This is a genomic window from Rhodopseudomonas sp. BAL398 (genome assembly GCF_033001325.1).
Lineage (GTDB): Bacteria > Pseudomonadota > Alphaproteobacteria > Rhizobiales > Xanthobacteraceae > JARJEH01.
Genome location: NZ_CP133111.1, coordinates 5,532,484 through 5,549,017 on the forward strand (window position 1 = coordinate 5,532,484; position 16,534 = coordinate 5,549,017).

Sequence of the window (16,534 nt, forward strand, 5' to 3'; positions counted from 1 at the left end):
ATATGAGCGACAAAGACGGTCAGGTGCCGCTTCCCGATCTCAACGCCGCCGACGCGCCGCCGCTGGGCGACATCGGTTACAACGACGAAGAGCAGGTGTCGCGGATCGCCGCCGATCTCGAGGCGGTGTTCGACGTGCCGGTGCAGGTCTCGGCCGTGCTCGGCCGCTCCAAGATGGACGTCGGCGAATTGCTGAAGCTCGGCCCCGGCACCGTGCTGGAGCTCGACCGCAGGGTCGGCGAGGCGATCGATATCTATGTCAACAACCGGCTGGTGGCGCGCGGCGAGGTGGTCCTGGTCGAGGACAAGCTCGGTGTCACCATGACGGAAATCATCAAGGCGGAACGCGCCTAACATTTAGAGTTCGCGGACACCGCGGCAGGATTACAGGAGCGACCCATGCGGCTTCTCATCGTTGGTACCTTGAAGGGCCAGCTAACCACCGCCACCCAGATCGCCATGCAGAATGGCGCCTCGGTGACCCATGCGGAGAACAACGAGCAGGCGATGCGGGTGCTGCGCGGCGGCAAGGGCGCCGACCTGCTGCTGGTCGACGTCGCGCTCGACATCCGCGATCTGGTGATGCGGCTCGAAGCCGAACATATCCACGTGCCGATCGTCGCCTGCGGCATCGCCAACGACGCCCGCGCCGCGGTCGCCGCGATCCATGCCGGCGCCAAGGAATACATCCCGCTGCCGCCGGATCCGGAGCTGATCGCCGCGGTGCTGGCCGCGGTCGCCAATGATTCCCGCGAAATGATCTATCGCGACGAGTCGATGGCCAAGGTGGTCAAGCTGGCGCAGCAGATCGCCGGCTCCGACGCCTCGGTGATGATCACCGGCGAGAGCGGCACCGGCAAGGAGGTGATGGCGCGCTACGTCCACACCCGTTCCAACCGCGCCAAGAAGCCGTTCATCAGCATCAATTGCGCGGCGATCCCCGAGCATCTGTTGGAATCCGAATTGTTCGGCCACGAGAAGGGCGCCTTCACCGGCGCGGTGGCGCGCCGCATCGGCAAATTCGAGGAAGCCACCGGCGGCACGCTGCTGCTCGACGAAATCTCCGAAATGGACGTGCGGCTGCAATCGAAATTGCTGCGCGCGATCCAGGAGCGGGTGATCGATCGCGTCGGTGGCACCCGTCCGGTGCCGATCGACATCCGCATCATCGCCACCTCGAACCGCAACCTCGCCGACGCGGTGCGCGAAGGCAGCTTCCGCGAGGATCTGCTGTTCCGGCTCAACGTCGTCAATCTGAAGATCCCGCCGCTGCGCGAGCGCCCCGCCGATATTCTCGAGCTGGCGCAGCATTTCGCTCGCAAATATGCCGACGCCAATGGCGTGCCGGTGCGGCCGATTTCCGACGAGGCGCGCCGGGTGCTGAGCACCAATCGCTGGCAGGGCAACGTCCGCGAGCTGGAAAACACCATCCACCGCGCGGTGCTGATGGCGCAGGGCGACGACATCGGCGCCGACGCCATCCTCAGCCCGGAGGGCGACCGGCTCGATCTGCAAAAAACCCCACCGGCGGTGGCGCACGCCACCTTCGCGGCCGAGCAGGTGACCCGCGCTCTGGTCGGGCGCACCGTGGCCGATGTCGAGCGCGACCTGATCCTGGAGACGCTGAAGCATTGCCTCGGCAACCGCACCCACGCCGCCAACATCCTCGGCATCTCGATCCGCACGCTGCGCAACAAGCTGAACGAATATGCCGACGGCGGCCTGCCGGTGACCCCGGCCGGCTCCGGCGATCACCGGGCGTTCGTGGCGACGGCGTAAGGCGGAAGCTGACGGGGGAGGGCGGGTGCTGGTCCGGCGGTGGCGCAGCGCGTGGCCCGTTCTCGCCCGCACTGCAAGCGATGGCGCCGCACGGCTCCGCGGTGTGGTCGGATGAGTGATGCCCGCTTTTGGCGAACAACAGACCTTGCGTCTGATTTTTGCAATGTCCGCTCACGGCCAATAGCCGACAGACTTGGATCCGGCTGGAGATCCGCCGAGTTCCAGCAGGCCAGCTGGAGTCTTCGGAATGCCTGCGAAACGTTCAGGCGCGACATAGGTCCCCTTCATGGGCCTTGTGGTGGTGCACGACACGTTCGAAGCGGCAGACGGCGGCACCCGCTTCACCCGCATCCTCCGTACCCCCGCCCGCCCCAAGCCGCCGACGCCGGAGATGGTCGTGAGCGCGGAGGCGGAGCTCAGAATGGCTCAGTCACGACCGACGTTTGCGAAGGCTGCATCACGCCTGCACCACGACCGACATGCGCCCGTTCGGCGCCGCCCGCGATTTTCGACGGGACGCCGGCTTGACGGTGACCTGCACGTCCTGCCCGAGGATGGTCAGAAACTCCATCAGGCGCCCGATGGAAATCGACGTCGGCTTGCACCGCATCAAGGCCGAGACCTGCGGCTGCGTGGTGCCGAGCAGCTTGGCCGCGTCGGCTTGGGTCAGGCCGCGCTCGGAGAGCAGCCGGTAAATCTGAATGGTGAGCTTGGCCTTCATGAGCTCCTGCTCGGAGTCCTTGAGGCCGAGATCGGTGAACACGTTGCCGGTGCTGACTTCGTAGGTCTTGGTCATGGGCCCCGTTCCTTGTGCAAGGCTTCGGCGATTTTCAGCCGCGCTTTGATCAGTTCGATGTCGGCCTGAGCGGTGGCGATCCCGTGCTTGGACTTCTTCTGAAACACATGCAGTACATAGACCGCCGTATGAAAGCGCACCGTGTAGACCGCGCGGTAGGTCCCGCTTCGATCGTCCTCGATCAGTTCTACAACGCCGCCGCCACCGAAGCCCTTCAGAATTTTGGCGGTCGGCGGCGTAACGCCGAGCTGAGCTGCGAACAGCGCGGTGCCGAAGTTGCGCCTGACCCTGAGGGGCAACGCCCGGATGTCGCGCCGACTGGACGCGATCTACACCAGCTGTTTCGGTGCTCGTTCGGCCATGCGAATATTATATAAATTTCTGTATAGTCAAAGCAAGATGGAAAGCACAAGGAGAAACGCAGCGTCGCAACCTGTTTCTGGACCGGGAGATTCGACGTCGAACGGACAAGCCGCAGCGCAATATCGGCTTCACGTTTTGCCACGTCGGCCATCCTGTTTCCGCCGACAGGCTCCACATGCCGATCTGGTTCGCCTCACCACCGAGAGCGCAGGGCCGACCCAGCCGCTCTACCTTGTCTACCACCGCGACCTGCGTCATGCGCCGCACCTTCGCGCGGCGGTGAGATCCATTGAAGCCTATATTCGAGCCTTGCGTTGAATGACGCCTTCCGAGCCGCGATCACCCGGCTTGATCGCGCCATCGGCCGAGGAATATTTCGGCGCGTCGGGTTTTCGGAAGATGCGGATCGGCTCGCCCGGCGTCAGCCGCGGCGCGGTGAAGATCCGGTAGGCGTATAGCGCCAGATAGAGGCAGGCGAGCCCGCCGATGGCATAAGCGACCCAGGTCGCGACACGTTTCATGGCGCCGATCCTAAAGCAGGCCGGTGCCGGCGTCGCATGGCAAATCGGCGCATCGGCTATTTGCGGAAATCGATGCTGCGCAGGATGATGCCTGCGGGCTTGCCTTCTAGTTCGGAATTGGAGAATTTCAGCCCGGCCTTGGCCTCGATGTCGCCGCGCAGCCGCATGAACTGCTCCTCGCGCGCCGCCGCCGGCGTCCGCTTGGCGCCTTCCATATCGTCCATCGCGGTGGTGGAGATCGCGCAGGGAATTTCGGTGAGGTCATTCATCATCGAGAACAACACCACCGAGCGATCGATGTCGTAGCCGTGGAATTTGCCGCTGCTGAAAGCCATTGTGGGTCTCCCGAGGAGTGAAATGCAAATGAAGTGAGAGCGTCGTCGAGCGCAGGGAGCTCCGGTACTAGGCAGCCGACGTGGCGGCGTCCTGGCGTTGCGCTTCCGCCAGATCGGCGGCGTCGACCGAGATCATTTCCATCGACGACTGCCGCGGCGGCGCCGCTGGGATCGTGATCATGGTGGCGACGCGGCGGAACGAGGCGAAGGACAGCCCCTCGATCATCTCCTCATCGGTCACCACGTCATAGGCGCCGGCCGGCAATAGCCGATCGATGCCGGCGAGCCGAAACGGATGATGGAAGGTCAAAGTCTCGCGGCGGGTTCTGGTGGTCACGAACGCCTCCCTGCACGCCAAAGCGTGTCAGCGTGATGGCGCGGCTTGCGCGCGGTCGCAGGTAAGTTTGATCGATCGCCGCGCGGGATATTGGCAATCGCGATATGCTTGCGCTCTTTTGCCCGCAATAGCTATTCCAAACTGGACATAGGGCGCTTTGCGCCTGCAAACAGGGCACGCAACCTTGTCTTTGGGCAGCGCCATCGCCATTTGCTGATTATACTGACCGCTGCGCCGCGGAGCGCGGAAGCCGTGTCTGCTGCTCAGGCGATGATGGCGCTCGCCGTGGCGGAACGTTGGCCACCATCCGGCGTTGCCGTCGACCTATTGCATTCCAGTGAGGATATATTTGATGAAGCTCCGCGTCGGCTATGAGATGATTTACGACTTTCCGCAGCCGACTCCGATGCTGATGGTACTGGGCGTTCACTTCACCCGCGCCTCCGACGTCATCGTTCCGGACTTCCTCACCACCACGCCGGTGGTGCCGATCACGCCCTATCGCGACGGCTTCGGCAATTGGTGCAGCCGCATCGTGGCGCCGGCCGGGCGGATGGTGCTGTCGGCCGACGGCATCGTGCGCGATCTCGGCCCGCCCGACCCGGTGGTGCCGGACGCGATCCAGCACGCGGTCGAGGATCTGCCGGCGGAGACCATCGTCTATCTGCTCGGCAGCCGCTATTGCGACACCGACCGGCTGTCGGACATCGCCTGGCAGATGTTCGGCCAGACCGCGCCGGGCTGGACCAGGGTGCAGGCAATCTGCGATTTCGTCCACAACCACATCAAGTTCAATTACCAGGACGCCCGCGCCACCCGCACCGCCTGGGAAGCCTATGACGAAGGCCGCGGCGTCTGCCGCGACTACGCGCATCTGGCGATTGCCCTGTGCCGCTGCATGAACATCCCGGCGCGCTACTGCACCGGCTATCTGGGCGACATGGGCACGCCGAAACCCTGGGGCGTCGGCGATTTCGCCGGCTGGTTCGAGGCCTATCTGGGCGGCCATTGGCATACGTTCGATCCGCGTAACAATGTGCCCCGCGTCGGCCGGGTGCTGATCGCGCAGGGCCGCGACGCCGCCGATGTGCCGATCACCCACACCTTCGGCGCCAATAATCTGGTCAGCTTCAAGGTCTGGACCGACGAGATCGAGGACAGCGCCAGCGCCGCCTGACGGCGGCTTGCGCTGTCCGCCCGATTGGTTAGCTTGCGCCCTTGAGTCGCCGCGCGCCGCGCCGCCTGTCCACGAGATCCCATGCCGACTTTTTCCCCGCATCAGGATGCCGCGCTGAAGGCGGTGGCCGATTGGCTGAAGGCCAAGCCCGGCAAGGGCGATACGCCGCAGGTGTTCCGGCTGTTCGGCTATGCCGGCACCGGCAAGACCACGCTGGCGCGGCATATCGCCGACGACGTCTCGGGCGAGGTCAAATTCGCCGCCTTCACCGGCAAGGCCGCTTTGGTGATGCGCAACAAGGGCTGCGACGGCGCCTCGACGATCCATTCGCTGATCTATCGGGCGCGCGAGAGCGGCGTCGAGCAGCCGAGTTTCGAATTGTGGGACGACGCGCCGGCCTCCAAGGCCAAGCTGATCGTGATCGACGAATGCTCGATGGTCGATGCCGAGCTCGGCCGCGACCTGATGTCGTTCGACTGCCCGCTGTTGGTGCTGGGTGATCCGGCGCAGCTGCCGCCGATCCAGGGCGGCGGCTTCTTCACCAATGTCGAACCCGACGTGATGCTGACCGAGGTGCATCGCCAGGCCCAGGACGATCCGATCGTGCGGATGTCGATGGATGTGCGCGAAGGCCGCGAACTCGATATCGGCCGCTATGGCGAGAGCCAGGTGGTGTCGCGCGACGAGCTCGATCCGCAGCGGGTGATGCAGGCCGATCAGGTGCTGGTCGGCCGCAACGCCACGCGGCGCGCCTATAATATGCGGTTCCGGCACCGGCTCGACATCGACGATCCGCTGCCGGTGGCCGGCGACAAGCTGGTGTGCCTGCGCAACAACCGCAAGAAGGCGCTGTTCAATGGCGGGCTGTGGCGTGTCAAGGCGCGCGCGGCGTCGAAATCCAAGATCATCACCATGCGGCTGGCACCCGACGAGGATTTCGGCGGCAAGGTCACCAAGGTCTCGGTGCGCGGCGATTGCTTCGGCGGCGCGATCGAGGAGATCCCCTGGGAGCAGCGCAAACCCTATGACGAATTCGACTACGGCTATGTGCTGACCGTGCACAAATCGCAGGGCTCGCAATGGGACGACGTGGTGCTGTTCGACGAAAGCTTTGCGTTTCAGGAAAGCCGCGCCCGCTGGCTCTATACCGGCATCACCCGCGCCGCCAAGCGGCTCAGCATCGTGGTGTGAGCGGGGAAACCAAATAAACATGCCCTGCCTTTGTCCGGCAGGGCATGCGTTTGCGGCAGCCGTCAGGGCAGGATGAAATCGGAGACCTTGGTGTCGCCGGTCAGCACGTCCTGCTTCTTCAGCACGTCGACCCACCATTGCAGGTTCGCAGGCTCGAGCTTGGCCGCCAAATTGGGCATCCCGATCAGCGCCAGGGCTTGCGGCGGCAGCTTGGTGTATTTGGCCAGCACCGCCATCGCCAGCGGCTGATTCTCCTGCGCCAGCTTCATACCATCGGCGAGCGCCAGGCGGAACGCGGCCAACTCCTTTGGATGGGTTTCGGCCCAGGATGTGGTCGAGATATAGACCGCCAGCGACACCCCGGCCGGCGCTTTCGCGTAGACTTTGCCGGCGTCATATCCGACCCCTTGGGTGACCGCCGCGGTGAAGAACGGATCGGTCATCACGGCCGCGTCGAACTGGCCGCTTTTCATCAGATCGGTCATCTGCGGTGGCAGCACTTCCAGCCATTGCACCTTGTTGTAGTCCACGCCGTTTTCGGACAGCCAGTTGCGGGCCGCGAAATGCAGGATGCTGTTGAGGCCGGCGACCGCCACTTTCCGGTTCACCAGGTCGGCCGGCACCTTGATGTTGCTGCCGGTGCGGGCGACGATGCCGAGGTTTCCGAAGGTCGGAAGCACCGATCCGTTGGCCACACCGACCAGCGGCAATCCGGCGTCCACCGACTGGATCAGCGCTGGTGCCGAATTCGCCAGCACGTCGATCGATCCCGCCACCAGCGCTGCGATCTGGTTCGATCCGGCGGTTCCCGCCATCGACACCGGCGTCACCTGCAGGCCGCGTTTCTCGAACAATCCCTGATCGATGGCCATGTAGGCGGCGAGAAAATCCGAGGTGACCCCGATGCCGAGTTTCAGCGATTGCTGCGCCTGCGCCGAAACCGATCCGACAAGCAGCAGGCAGCAGATAGCTGCCAACATTGATTGCACGCGTTTGACCATGGGAATTCCTTTGCGCATTACGGTTGTTTCCATCTGAGCAGAGAGCGCTCCAATGCCGAAATCATGTTTGTGCTGACGAGCCCGAGCACGCTCAGCACAAGGATGCCGGCAAAGAGATTGTCCGAGCGGAAGGTGCGCCCGGCGTTCAAGATCCACTGCCCGAGCCCGCCGACGCCGGCCATCATTTCGCAGACAATGGTGAGGATCAGCGCGACCGTGATACTGATCCGCATGCCCGCCAGAATGTCCGGCATCGCGCTGGGCAAGGCGATTTTCCAGATCGTCTCGAACTTCGATAGACCGAGCGCCGCCGAGACCTCGTAGAGCCGCTCGTCGACATTCTCGAAGCCGTGCACCGTCGACAGCAGCGTCGGCCATATGGCGCCGAATGCGATCACGGTGAGCGCCATGCTTTCGTTGAGCCCGATCGCGATCGTGAACACCGGAATGGTCGCGGAGGCCGGCAGCGGCCGCATGAATTCCAGCGAAGGCTGCAGATAGGCCCGCAAGGCCGGCGAGCTGCCGATGATCGCCCCCAGCAGGATCGCCAGGCAGGATGCGACGAACCATCCCCAAAACAAATGCTCGATGGTCTGGATCGAGTAGGGTATCAGCGTTCCGTTCTGAAACGCTCGCACCAGCGCATTCCACACCCGTTGCGGGGTGGGCAGGAAGACAGGCGATATCAGCTTGGCTTCGGCCAACATGTGCCAGACTAGGATGATCGCGGCGAGAAACACGGCACTTGCCAGCCACCAGGCGATACGGGTCATTGGCGCGGCCCCGTGATGGCCGATGCCGGGAACACCAGATGTTCGAGGCGCGACAGAATCCGGCTCAGCGCCCAGCCGATGAAGCCGATCCAGATCAGCAGCGCCAAGGCTAGCGCCGGGTCGAGCGCATTTTGCGCAATCACCATGGCGTTGCCGAGGCCGAGCGGATTGGTGGTGATTTCCACCGTCACCGCGATGATCAATGCGAAGCCGACTGCAAGTCGGAACGCCAGGAACACCCGCGGCGCGATCGACGGCAGCACGATGGTCTGCACCCGCTGCCACCATGACAGGCCAAGCGCGTCGGCGACCTCGAACAGCCGCGGCTCGACGCTGCGAATCGCCGCCCTCGACATGATGAAGATCGGCCAAAGCGTGCCGAACGCGACGATGGTGATTTCGGTGCCGTAACCCAGGCCCGCGATCAGGATCACCAGCGGGATCAACGCCACCGTCGGGATCGGCCGGATCAGTTCGATCGTCAGCGCGAACAGCCGGTCCAATTGGCGAACCAGGCCGAGGGCTATGCCGAGCACCAGGCCGATCGCGGTCCCGACGGTGACTCCGATCACAACCGCGACCAGCGTCTGCGCGGTCGCGGTGGCGATCGAGCCGTCGACGACGGCCTTGCCGAAGGTCAGCACGATATTCGACGGGATCGCCAGCGTCAGACTGTCGAGACTGATGCTGCGTCCCCAGGCTTCGGTGAGGACCACGAGGCCGACCGGAATCACCAGCCCGCGCGACCGCTGGAGCAGCGCCATCGGCGTCATTGCTCGGCCTGCTTCACGTATTCGAACAGCTCACGCCGCAATCTCAAGAATGTCGGATGCTCCCGCGTGGAGATTTGATTGCGCTCGGCCGGCAAATCGACGTCGAAGACTTTTGCGATCCGCCCCGGATTGGCCTGAAGGGCGATCACCCGATCGGCCAGATAGATGGCTTCTTCGAGATCGTGGGTGACGAAGAACACCGTCATGCCGGTTGTGGCCACCAGCCGCAGCACTTCGTCCTGCAAGGTCTGTCGCGTCATCGCATCGAGCGCGCCAAACGGCTCGTCCATCAGCATCACCGACGGCGCCTGCGCCAGGCATCGGGCGATCTGCAGCCGCTGCTGCATCCCGCCGGACATTTGCGAGGGATATTTTTCGCCATGCGCGCCCAATCCCATCATCTGCAACAGCCGGGCGATCTCGCTCGGTCGCTGCTTGCGCGGAAGCTTTCGGGCTTCCATCGCAAGCTCGATGTTCCGGGCCGCATTGCGCCATGGCAGCAGCGCCCGACCGTAGTCTTGGAACACGATGGCGATGTCCTGCCGCGGCTTGCGAACGTCCTCCCCTCTGAACAGCAGACGCCCGGCGGTCGGGGCGATCAGGCCGCCGATGGTGCGTAGCATCGTGGTCTTGCCGCTGCCGGAGGGGCCCACCACGCAGATCACCTCGCCCCGGCGCATGCCGAAGTCGATGTTCTCTAGGATCATCTGCCCTTGGAGTTCGACATTCACCTGCCAGAAGCGCAGCACGTCGCCGTGCTGCTCGGACCCGCGGTCTGGGTTGGCGCGCTCACGCTCAACCCCCGCTGCTATTTGCTGTCTCAACGGTCCCCCGCTTAATTGTATCCAATTCAATCCCGTTATAGATGTGGATGCGATCCGCGCGGGTGCCAAATTTTGTGCAATCGTGCGTGCAGATCGATCAAAGAAATAGCAGGTTGTTCCGGCGATTTGCGTGTATTGCGTGTTCAGGAAATGTTGGCGCCGGCGGCTATCGATAGCTGTTGGCGCAGCCGCCGCTTGCGAAGCAGATGGCTTGATGGATACAATTCTGCGAAAAGGAGAGCTTGATGTCGACGAAATATCCCATCTTCAAGGCCGCGGCGGTGCAGGCCGGCCCAGTGTTTCTCGACCTCGACGCCACCGTGGAAAAGGCCTGTGGACTGATCCGCGAGGCCGGCGCCAACGGCGCCCGGCTGATCGGATTTCCCGAATCCTTCATTCCGGGATTTCCATTCTGGATCTTCAAGACCGGGCCGATGGGGTTCGGCGCGAAGCTGTACGGGCAATTGTATGAAAACGCCGTCGAGATTCCCAGCAAGGCGGTCGCCCGGCTCAGCAGTGCGGCGCGGGATGCCCAGATCTACGCCTGCGTCAGCGTGACGGAGCGCGAGCGGGGCTCGCTTTATCTGTCTCAATTATGGTTCGATCCCGCCGGCGACCTTGTTGCCAAGCATCGCAAGCTGAAGCCGACCGGACCAGAGCGATACATCTGGGGCGAGGGCGACGGCAGCATGATGCCAGTGATCGCATCGCCGATCGGCAATCTCGGCGGCCTGCTGTGCTGGGAGCATCTCGTCCCGCTCGCCTCCGCCGCCATGAGCTTCAAGAACGAACAGGTCCACGTCGCCTCCTGGCCGGTCGGAGCCTTCACCCGAGGCGGGCCGTTCGAGGCGATGTGGGATGTCCGCGAGAAGGTCAACGGCCCGACCAATCTGGAAGACAACCCGATCAACCCGCTGGAGATCATTAGCCGCAACTACGCGATGGCGACGCAAACCTTTGTGCTGATGTGCTCGCAGGTCATGTTGCAGGATGCGGTCGACGCGCTGGCGGAGTTCAGCGAGCCCGGCACCTATCGGGTCGGCGGCGGCGGCTCGCGGATCATCGCGCCGGACGGCACCTCGATCGGCAAAAACCTTCCATTTGGTCAGGAAGGCATCGTTTACGCCGACATTCCGCTCGAGATGGTAATCTATGCGAAGTACATGTGCGATCCGGGCGGACACTACGCCGTCCCCCACGTGCTGAGCCTTAATATGAACAGCCGGCCCGCTCCGGCGGTGTCGCAACTCGGGCCGGCGTGCGCGCCGCAGTCGCTCAGTTACGACGAACTTCAGTCGGTGGGCTAGCGCCGCGGTCATGACCAAGGTCAACAAAGCTGTGACGACCCGGGGGCAGGCAGTTCTGCGTTCGCTGCGCGAACTGGTGCTGGCCGGGCGGCTGCCGCCCGGCAGTCGCCTCAATGAAATCGAGCTGGCGGATTGTTTCGGGGTCTCTCGCACCCCGGTGCGGGCCGCGCTGACGGCGCTGGCGTCCGAGGATCTGATCAACTACACGCCCAACAGCGGCTACACGACAAGAGTCTACACCACGCGCGACCTGGAGAATGTATTCGAAGTTCGCGCCGTGCTGGAGGGCCTTGCCAACCGCCAGGCGGCGGAGTTCGGCTTGTCGCCCGACATGCAGCGCGACCTTGAAGCCAATCTGCGCGACACCAAGGATCTGGTCGACTCAGGGGTTTGGTCGCGCCAGATCTGCGATCAATGGGTCGATCTCAATGGGGATTTTCACAAGGCGATCGCGCGGGCCTCCGGCAATCAGCGGCTGGTCGCGGCGCTGGAAAAATCCCCGGTTCCCTTCATCCTCGAGGTCCGTCATTACTGGTTCACGCTCGAGATTGTGACCAAGGCCTATGACGACCACGTCGAGATGTTCGAGGTGATCAGGCGCCGCCAGGTCGGTCGTGCCGAAGCGATCGGCCGGGAGCATATTTATCGAACCACCAAGCCGTTGATCGACAAATGGCGGGAGCGAGAAAACGTCCGGTCGACGGACCTGCCTGGCAGCCGAATTTCGATTCCCCAGGCGCTGCGCGAACTCAATCCGCTCGAAGCCGATGCAATGGTCCGCCGCAATTGACGGCGTCGGAGGCCAGCTGCCGCGACGAACGCTTCGCGTGGCCGGCCAGGCGCGCTAGCCCGGCATCACTCGCGCCACGAAGGTCATTCGCGCCTGATTGTGTCCGATATTCTGCGGCGCGCGCGTCGCGCTGAAGCCGGCGGCTTTCAGCTTGGCGATGATCGCGGCCTCGTCATAGGTCTGCAGCCCGATCCGGGAGCGCAATTGCCGGTAATCCGATAGCGCGGTGCGCGCCAGCCCCCATAGCGCGTCCTTGAGAAAGCCGTGGGTGCGGGCAAAGCGCAGCAGCGCGGTGACGTCGCCGGCCATGCCGATATCGGGCCGCAGGATGTCGCCGAGCACCAGCCTGCCGCCGGGCTTCAGCAATCTGCGGATCACCGCGAAGGCGGTGTCGAGCTCGGCCGGCGTCATATATTGCGCCACCGAATTCATCACCGCCAGATCGACGGAGCTTTCCTCCATCTGCCTCAGCTCGTCGAGCGAGCGCACCCGGATCTTGGTGATCGGCGCGAAGCGGGAGATCAGCCGGCCGCGCACGCCGGGGGCGGGCTCCGCCAGGATCAGCTTGCCACAGGCGGCTGCGACCTGCGCCGCCGACAGCGCCTCGCCGCAGGCATAGTCCAGCACGGTGGCGTCGGGCGAGGCGATGTAGCCGATGATGTCCCGGGCGATTTCCTGAAAATGCACGTCGCGGTGCAATTTGCTGACGTAAATCGTATGCGCGGAATCGTAATAATCGATCCAGTCGTCCATCGGTGGCCTCGGTGGCTGATGTGGCGCGGCGTCAGCATCTGACGGCGTGCCGATTTTTTGGGCTGATATTGAAGGGAATCCTGTTCCGGATTTGGAACTGGGCTGAGTTTTTCGCGTTGGTGCAACGTCTAGAGGGTTTCGGACGATTGGGAAACATTATCGCGCGCGGTGCTGTCGCGCCGCAACGTCGGACGTCACCCGATACCGGATGTGCCGCTCGGCACTCCGCATCCGAAACCGCTCCTGTGTCCAATACTGTAAAGGAAATTATCGTGCCCAAAACCTCCGTCGATCCCAAACTGGATACCCCCTCCGATCTGCCGCAGCAGGCCACCGACAAGATTTCGTCGACGCTGAACGTGCTGCTTGCCGATGCTTTTGCGCTTTATCTCAAGACCAAGAATTTCCATTGGCATATCAGCGGCCGTCATTTCCGCGATTACCATCTGATGCTCGACGAACAGTCCGATCAGATCTTCGCCACCACCGACGCGCTGGCGGAGCGGGTGCGCAAGGTCGGCGGCACCACGCTGCGTTCGATCGGCCAGATCGCCAAGCTGCAGACCATCAAGGACAATGACGAGGCCTTCGTGCCGCCGCGCGAGATGCTGCGCGAGCTGATGGAAGACAACAAGAAGATGGCGGCGGCGATGCGCAAGGCGCACAAGATCGTCGACGATTGCGAAGACGCCGCGACCGCCGGGCTGCTGGAAAACTACATCGACGAAACCGAACGCCGCACCTGGTTCCTGTTCGAAGCCAGCCGCCAGGAAGGCGACAATGTCGGCTAGCCAAGTCGGGCTAGCCAAGCCTGGATAGTCAAGCCTGGTGCCCCGGACGCGCTGCGGCATGCAATGCCGCTGCGCAGATCCGGGTCCCCGGTTCATCTGGTCACCCGACGAATCTAAACGACTCTCGACTCTAGACAGCCGGGGTTCAGCGGAGCATCGCGGAGCCTGTGCTGGGGCCGCGCCCGGGAGTTGTCGATCCTTATCGACGGGGCGGGCGCGTAGGAGATCACGCTGGGCACTTGTCCCACAGCCGGAGCAGCTCGCCGTCCTGGCCGAACACCGGGTCAGTCTGCGGCAGTGCCACCTGCGGGATCGTTTTCAGCGCCATGCGGTAATTGTCCGGCGTCGGCCGCGTCACCTGCATCGTATTGCCGGGCGGATAGGCGCCGACCACGGAAAAATCATGGCTCGAGAACAGTGATTTGTGCCCGGTGCCGGCCGGCAAGATCGCGACATCTCCGGGGTTGAGCTCGATTGCCTCGCCGCGCTCGCCGCCGAACAGCACCAAAGCGCGGCCGCGCGCGACGCCAAGGGCTTCGTGCACCGTGGCGTGGTAATGCAGATAATCGAAGATGCCGTTGCGCCACAGCGCGGCCCAGCCATTGCGATTGAAGATGCTCTCGATGGCCTGTTCGGGATGGCCGCGCCCGACATCGACCGCGCGCTTATAGATGATCAGCGGCAGCGGGTTGTTGGGAACCAGACCATCATCCTCGAAGACGAAGGTCAGCGGCTTGATCTGGTCGCGCGTCAGCGACATGGGAACTCCAGCTTTGTCAATATGTTGCTGGATTCAACGTCAAGTTGGCGATGATGTTCCCGGAATCTCGAACACCAGACATGTGGTGGTGGCATGCGCCAGCAGCCGGCCCTTGGCGTCGGTGATGCGGGCCTCGGCGGTGGCGGCGCGGCGGCCAACATTGAGGGTTCGGCCCTCGGTGCGCACCGCGCCGCTGTCGGCGCTCATGCCCCTGATGAAGCTGACCTTGAATTCCAGCGTGGTGTAGCCTTGGCCCGGCGCCAGCATCGAATGCACCGCCAGGCCCATCGCCGAATCCAGCAGGGTCGCCGCATAGCCGCCATGGACCGAGCCGATCGGATTGTAGTGCCGCATCCCCGGCACCGAATGCATCACCACCACGCCGGACTCGGCGCTGCTGTCGAACGGCTCGATCGTCTGCATGATCGGCGGCGCCGGCAATCGGCCCTCGAAAATGGCGCGCACGAAATCGAGCCCCGGCATCGACGCCATGATTTGGGTGGGGGTGACGCCATAGCTGACGGTGGGGCGGGGGCGGTCATCCATCGGCATATGCTCCGGTCGTTAAGATGACGGGCATCATACGAAAAACCCGGCGTCACGCCAGCGCAAAAATTCGCCGCTGTTCTCCCCTCCCCCTTGCGGGGAGGGGGCGGGGGTGGGGGTGCCGCGGAAACTGGCGCGTCTGTTATGGACGATGCTGGCGTGCGGGGAGTTGAACGTGATGCACTGCGCCGCAGACCCCCACCCCCAACCCCTCCCCGCAAGGGGGAGGGGCGCGCGCTGCCGTTGGCGCGGCGTGATCCGACGCAGCCTGTTCGCCAACCGAACGTCATTCCGGGGCGCGAGCCGTCAGGCGAGCGAACCCGGAATCCTGCTGCAGGAAGATGGGTGATGACCGGCCGCGAGATTCCTGGTTCGCGCCCAGCTATCGCTGCTCGCGCCCCGGAATGACAGCGCCGGATTGGATTGAGACGCCGTGCAGCGACGGCCTATGCCGCGCTCTTGTTGGCCCGCATTAATTCGGCGAAGCGCCGGAACAGATAATGCGAGTCGCGCGGGCCTGGCGAGGCTTCCGGGTGATACTGCACCGAGAACACCGGCTTGTCGGCCAGCGCGATGCCGCAATTGCTGTCGTCGAACAGCGAGACATGGGTCTGGGTGACATTGGCGGGCAGGGTGGTCTTGTCGACCGCAAAACCGTGATTCATCGAGGTGATCTCGACCTTGCCGGTGGTGATGTCCTTGACCGGATGGTTGGCGCCGTGATGGCCCTGATGCATCTTCACGGTCTTGCCGCCGAGCGCGAGGCCGAGCATCTGGTGGCCGAGACAGATCCCGAAGGTCGGCACGCCGGAGGCGATCACCTGCTGGATCACCGGCACCGCATATTTGCCGGTCGCCGCAGGATCGCCGGGGCCGTTCGACAGGAATACGCCGTCCGGCTTCAGCGCCATGATGTCTTCGGCCGACGTCGTCGCCGGCACCACGGTGACCTTGCAGCCTTCGCCGGCCAGCAGCCGCAGGATGTTGCGCTTGATGCCGTAATCGATCGCCACGACGTTGAATTCCGGCTGATCCTGGCGGCCGAAGCCTTCGTTCCAGATCCACGGCGTTTCGTCCCAGCCAAAGCGCTGGCCGGAGGTCACCAGCGGCACCAGGTCCATGCCTTCGAGGCCGGGCCATTCGCGGGCTTCTTCATTCAGCGCGTGCAGATCGAACTTGCCGTCGGCGGCATGGGCGATCACCGCATTGGGCATGCCCTTGCCGCGGATCAGCGCGGTCAGCGCGCGGGTGTCGATGCCGGACAGGCCGATGATGCCGCGGGCGCGCAGCCAGGCGTCGAGATGGCGCGACGAGCGGTAATTCGACGGGTCGGTGATCGCGGCGCGCAGAATCACGCCGCGGGCGCCCGGCGTCGCCGCCATGTTCACCGTTTCGATGTCGTCGTCATTGGTGCCGACATTGCCGATATGCGGGAAGGTGAAGGTGATCAACTGCCCGGCATAGGACGGGTCGGTGAGGATTTCCTCATAACCGGTCATCGCGGTGTTGAAACAGACTTCGCCGACCGCGTAGCCTTCCGCGCCGAGGCCGAAGCCTTCGAATACGGTGCCATCGGCAAGCACGAGCAGCGCGGTCGGCTTGTGGTCCGGCCAGGCGGGATTGGTTTCTGAGTTCGTCATGAGCGCATTACATAGTCGTCGCATCGGGCGCCGTCAAAGCCGGAAGCCGGCGATTCACCGGGGTTTGTCGAAATTTGA

Annotated in this window: 20 protein-coding genes; 7 read left to right on the plus strand and 13 right to left on the minus strand. The window is 63.8% G+C overall.

Translation table 11 applies throughout. The features are described from left to right. Positions 1-2: 2 nt before the first annotated feature. Both fliN and RBJ75_RS26035 read left to right on the plus strand, forming a co-directional pair. A complete protein-coding gene (gene fliN / locus RBJ75_RS26030) occupies positions 3-353 on the plus strand; it encodes a flagellar motor switch protein FliN (protein WP_044410922.1) in 351 nt (116 codons plus the stop codon). Between the two features lie 45 nt (positions 354-398). Then, entirely contained in the window at positions 399-1,778 is a 1,380-nt protein-coding gene (locus tag RBJ75_RS26035) for a sigma-54 interaction domain-containing protein (RefSeq protein WP_044410919.1), read from the plus strand. A 457-nt stretch (positions 1,779-2,235) separates the two neighbouring features. Here the strand turns inward: RBJ75_RS26035 and RBJ75_RS26040 are convergent, their stop codons facing one another. The 5 genes from RBJ75_RS26040 to RBJ75_RS26060 all read right to left on the minus strand — a co-directional run bounded on the left by RBJ75_RS26040 (position 2,236) and on the right by RBJ75_RS26060 (position 4,130). Then, complete coding sequence (locus RBJ75_RS26040) at positions 2,236-2,574, minus strand: helix-turn-helix domain-containing protein (protein WP_044410916.1); 339 nt, start codon at positions 2,572-2,574, stop codon at positions 2,236-2,238. Further along, complete coding sequence (locus RBJ75_RS26045; protein ID WP_249762017.1) at positions 2,571-2,873, minus strand: type II toxin-antitoxin system RelE/ParE family toxin; 303 nt, start codon at positions 2,871-2,873, stop codon at positions 2,571-2,573. The genes RBJ75_RS26040 and RBJ75_RS26045 overlap by 4 nt, the downstream gene beginning before the upstream one ends. A gap of 360 nt (positions 2,874-3,233) precedes the next feature. Then, positions 3,234-3,458, minus strand: coding sequence for a hypothetical protein (locus tag RBJ75_RS26050; protein ID WP_052628920.1), 225 nt, complete (start codon positions 3,456-3,458; stop codon positions 3,234-3,236). 56 nt (positions 3,459-3,514) lie between these two features. Further along, positions 3,515-3,793: a DUF1488 domain-containing protein gene (locus RBJ75_RS26055; protein WP_044410914.1), complete on the minus strand. Its 279-nt coding sequence runs from the start codon at positions 3,791-3,793 to the stop codon at positions 3,515-3,517. Positions 3,794-3,860: 67 nt separating this feature from the next. Next, the gene (locus tag RBJ75_RS26060; RefSeq protein WP_044410912.1) at positions 3,861-4,130 is read right to left on the minus strand and encodes a hypothetical protein; all 270 of its coding nucleotides are present in this window, start codon (positions 4,128-4,130) and stop codon (positions 3,861-3,863) included. A gap of 352 nt (positions 4,131-4,482) precedes the next feature. Between RBJ75_RS26060 and RBJ75_RS26065 the strand changes: the two genes are divergently transcribed. Next, the gene (locus RBJ75_RS26065) at positions 4,483-5,307 is read left to right on the plus strand and encodes a transglutaminase-like domain-containing protein (protein WP_044410911.1); all 825 of its coding nucleotides are present in this window, start codon (positions 4,483-4,485) and stop codon (positions 5,305-5,307) included. 81 nt (positions 5,308-5,388) lie between these two features. Beyond that, a complete protein-coding gene (locus RBJ75_RS26070) occupies positions 5,389-6,498 on the plus strand; it encodes an ATP-dependent RecD-like DNA helicase (RefSeq protein WP_276156325.1) in 1,110 nt (369 codons plus the stop codon). Between the two features lie 62 nt (positions 6,499-6,560). Here the strand turns inward: RBJ75_RS26070 and RBJ75_RS26075 are convergent, their stop codons facing one another. The 4 genes from RBJ75_RS26075 to RBJ75_RS26090 are packed head-to-tail and all read right to left on the minus strand — an operon-like array spanning position 6,561 to position 9,938. Next, on the minus strand, positions 6,561-7,499 hold the full coding sequence (locus RBJ75_RS26075) for an ABC transporter substrate-binding protein (RefSeq protein ID WP_160297922.1): 939 nt from the start codon (positions 7,497-7,499) through the stop codon (positions 6,561-6,563). Positions 7,500-7,516: 17 nt separating this feature from the next. Continuing rightward, a complete protein-coding gene (locus RBJ75_RS26080; RefSeq protein WP_044407748.1) occupies positions 7,517-8,272 on the minus strand; it encodes an ABC transporter permease in 756 nt (251 codons plus the stop codon). Next, positions 8,269-9,036, minus strand: a complete 768-nt coding sequence (locus RBJ75_RS26085; RefSeq protein ID WP_044407760.1) for an ABC transporter permease — start codon at positions 9,034-9,036, stop codon at positions 8,269-8,271. The genes RBJ75_RS26080 and RBJ75_RS26085 overlap by 4 nt, the downstream gene beginning before the upstream one ends. A 5-nt stretch (positions 9,037-9,041) precedes the next feature. Continuing rightward, positions 9,042-9,938, minus strand: coding sequence for an ABC transporter ATP-binding protein (locus RBJ75_RS26090; RefSeq protein ID WP_234707344.1), 897 nt, complete (start codon positions 9,936-9,938; stop codon positions 9,042-9,044). 176 nt (positions 9,939-10,114) lie between these two features. Here RBJ75_RS26090 and RBJ75_RS26095 point away from each other — a divergent pair, with 176 nt between their 5' ends. Next, positions 10,115-11,176 (plus strand): carbon-nitrogen hydrolase family protein, encoded by a 1,062-nt coding sequence (locus RBJ75_RS26095; protein ID WP_044407743.1) that lies wholly within the window; start codon positions 10,115-10,117, stop codon positions 11,174-11,176. A gap of 10 nt (positions 11,177-11,186) precedes the next feature. Continuing rightward, positions 11,187-11,966, plus strand: a complete 780-nt coding sequence (locus RBJ75_RS26100) for a GntR family transcriptional regulator (RefSeq protein ID WP_044407740.1) — start codon at positions 11,187-11,189, stop codon at positions 11,964-11,966. Between the two features lie 54 nt (positions 11,967-12,020). On the opposite strand, the gene RBJ75_RS26105 is transcribed toward RBJ75_RS26100, so the two are convergent. Next, on the minus strand, positions 12,021-12,719 hold the full coding sequence (locus tag RBJ75_RS26105; RefSeq protein ID WP_044407737.1) for a class I SAM-dependent methyltransferase: 699 nt from the start codon (positions 12,717-12,719) through the stop codon (positions 12,021-12,023). Positions 12,720-12,985: 266 nt separating this feature from the next. Here RBJ75_RS26105 and RBJ75_RS26110 point away from each other — a divergent pair, with 266 nt between their 5' ends. Beyond that, complete coding sequence (locus RBJ75_RS26110; protein ID WP_044407757.1) at positions 12,986-13,510, plus strand: Dps family protein; 525 nt, start codon at positions 12,986-12,988, stop codon at positions 13,508-13,510. Positions 13,511-13,736: 226 nt separating this feature from the next. Here RBJ75_RS26110 and RBJ75_RS26115 read toward each other — a convergent pair whose 3' ends face one another. The 3 genes from RBJ75_RS26115 to carA form a co-directional block, all read right to left on the minus strand. After that, positions 13,737-14,270: a hypothetical protein gene (locus tag RBJ75_RS26115; RefSeq protein WP_044407734.1), complete on the minus strand. Its 534-nt coding sequence runs from the start codon at positions 14,268-14,270 to the stop codon at positions 13,737-13,739. A 39-nt stretch (positions 14,271-14,309) separates the two neighbouring features. Continuing rightward, positions 14,310-14,816: a PaaI family thioesterase gene (locus tag RBJ75_RS26120; protein WP_044407754.1), complete on the minus strand. Its 507-nt coding sequence runs from the start codon at positions 14,814-14,816 to the stop codon at positions 14,310-14,312. A gap of 446 nt (positions 14,817-15,262) precedes the next feature. After that, on the minus strand, positions 15,263-16,456 hold the full coding sequence (gene carA, locus RBJ75_RS26125) for a glutamine-hydrolyzing carbamoyl-phosphate synthase small subunit (protein WP_276156793.1): 1,194 nt from the start codon (positions 16,454-16,456) through the stop codon (positions 15,263-15,265). Between the last annotated feature and the right edge of the window lie 78 nt (positions 16,457-16,534).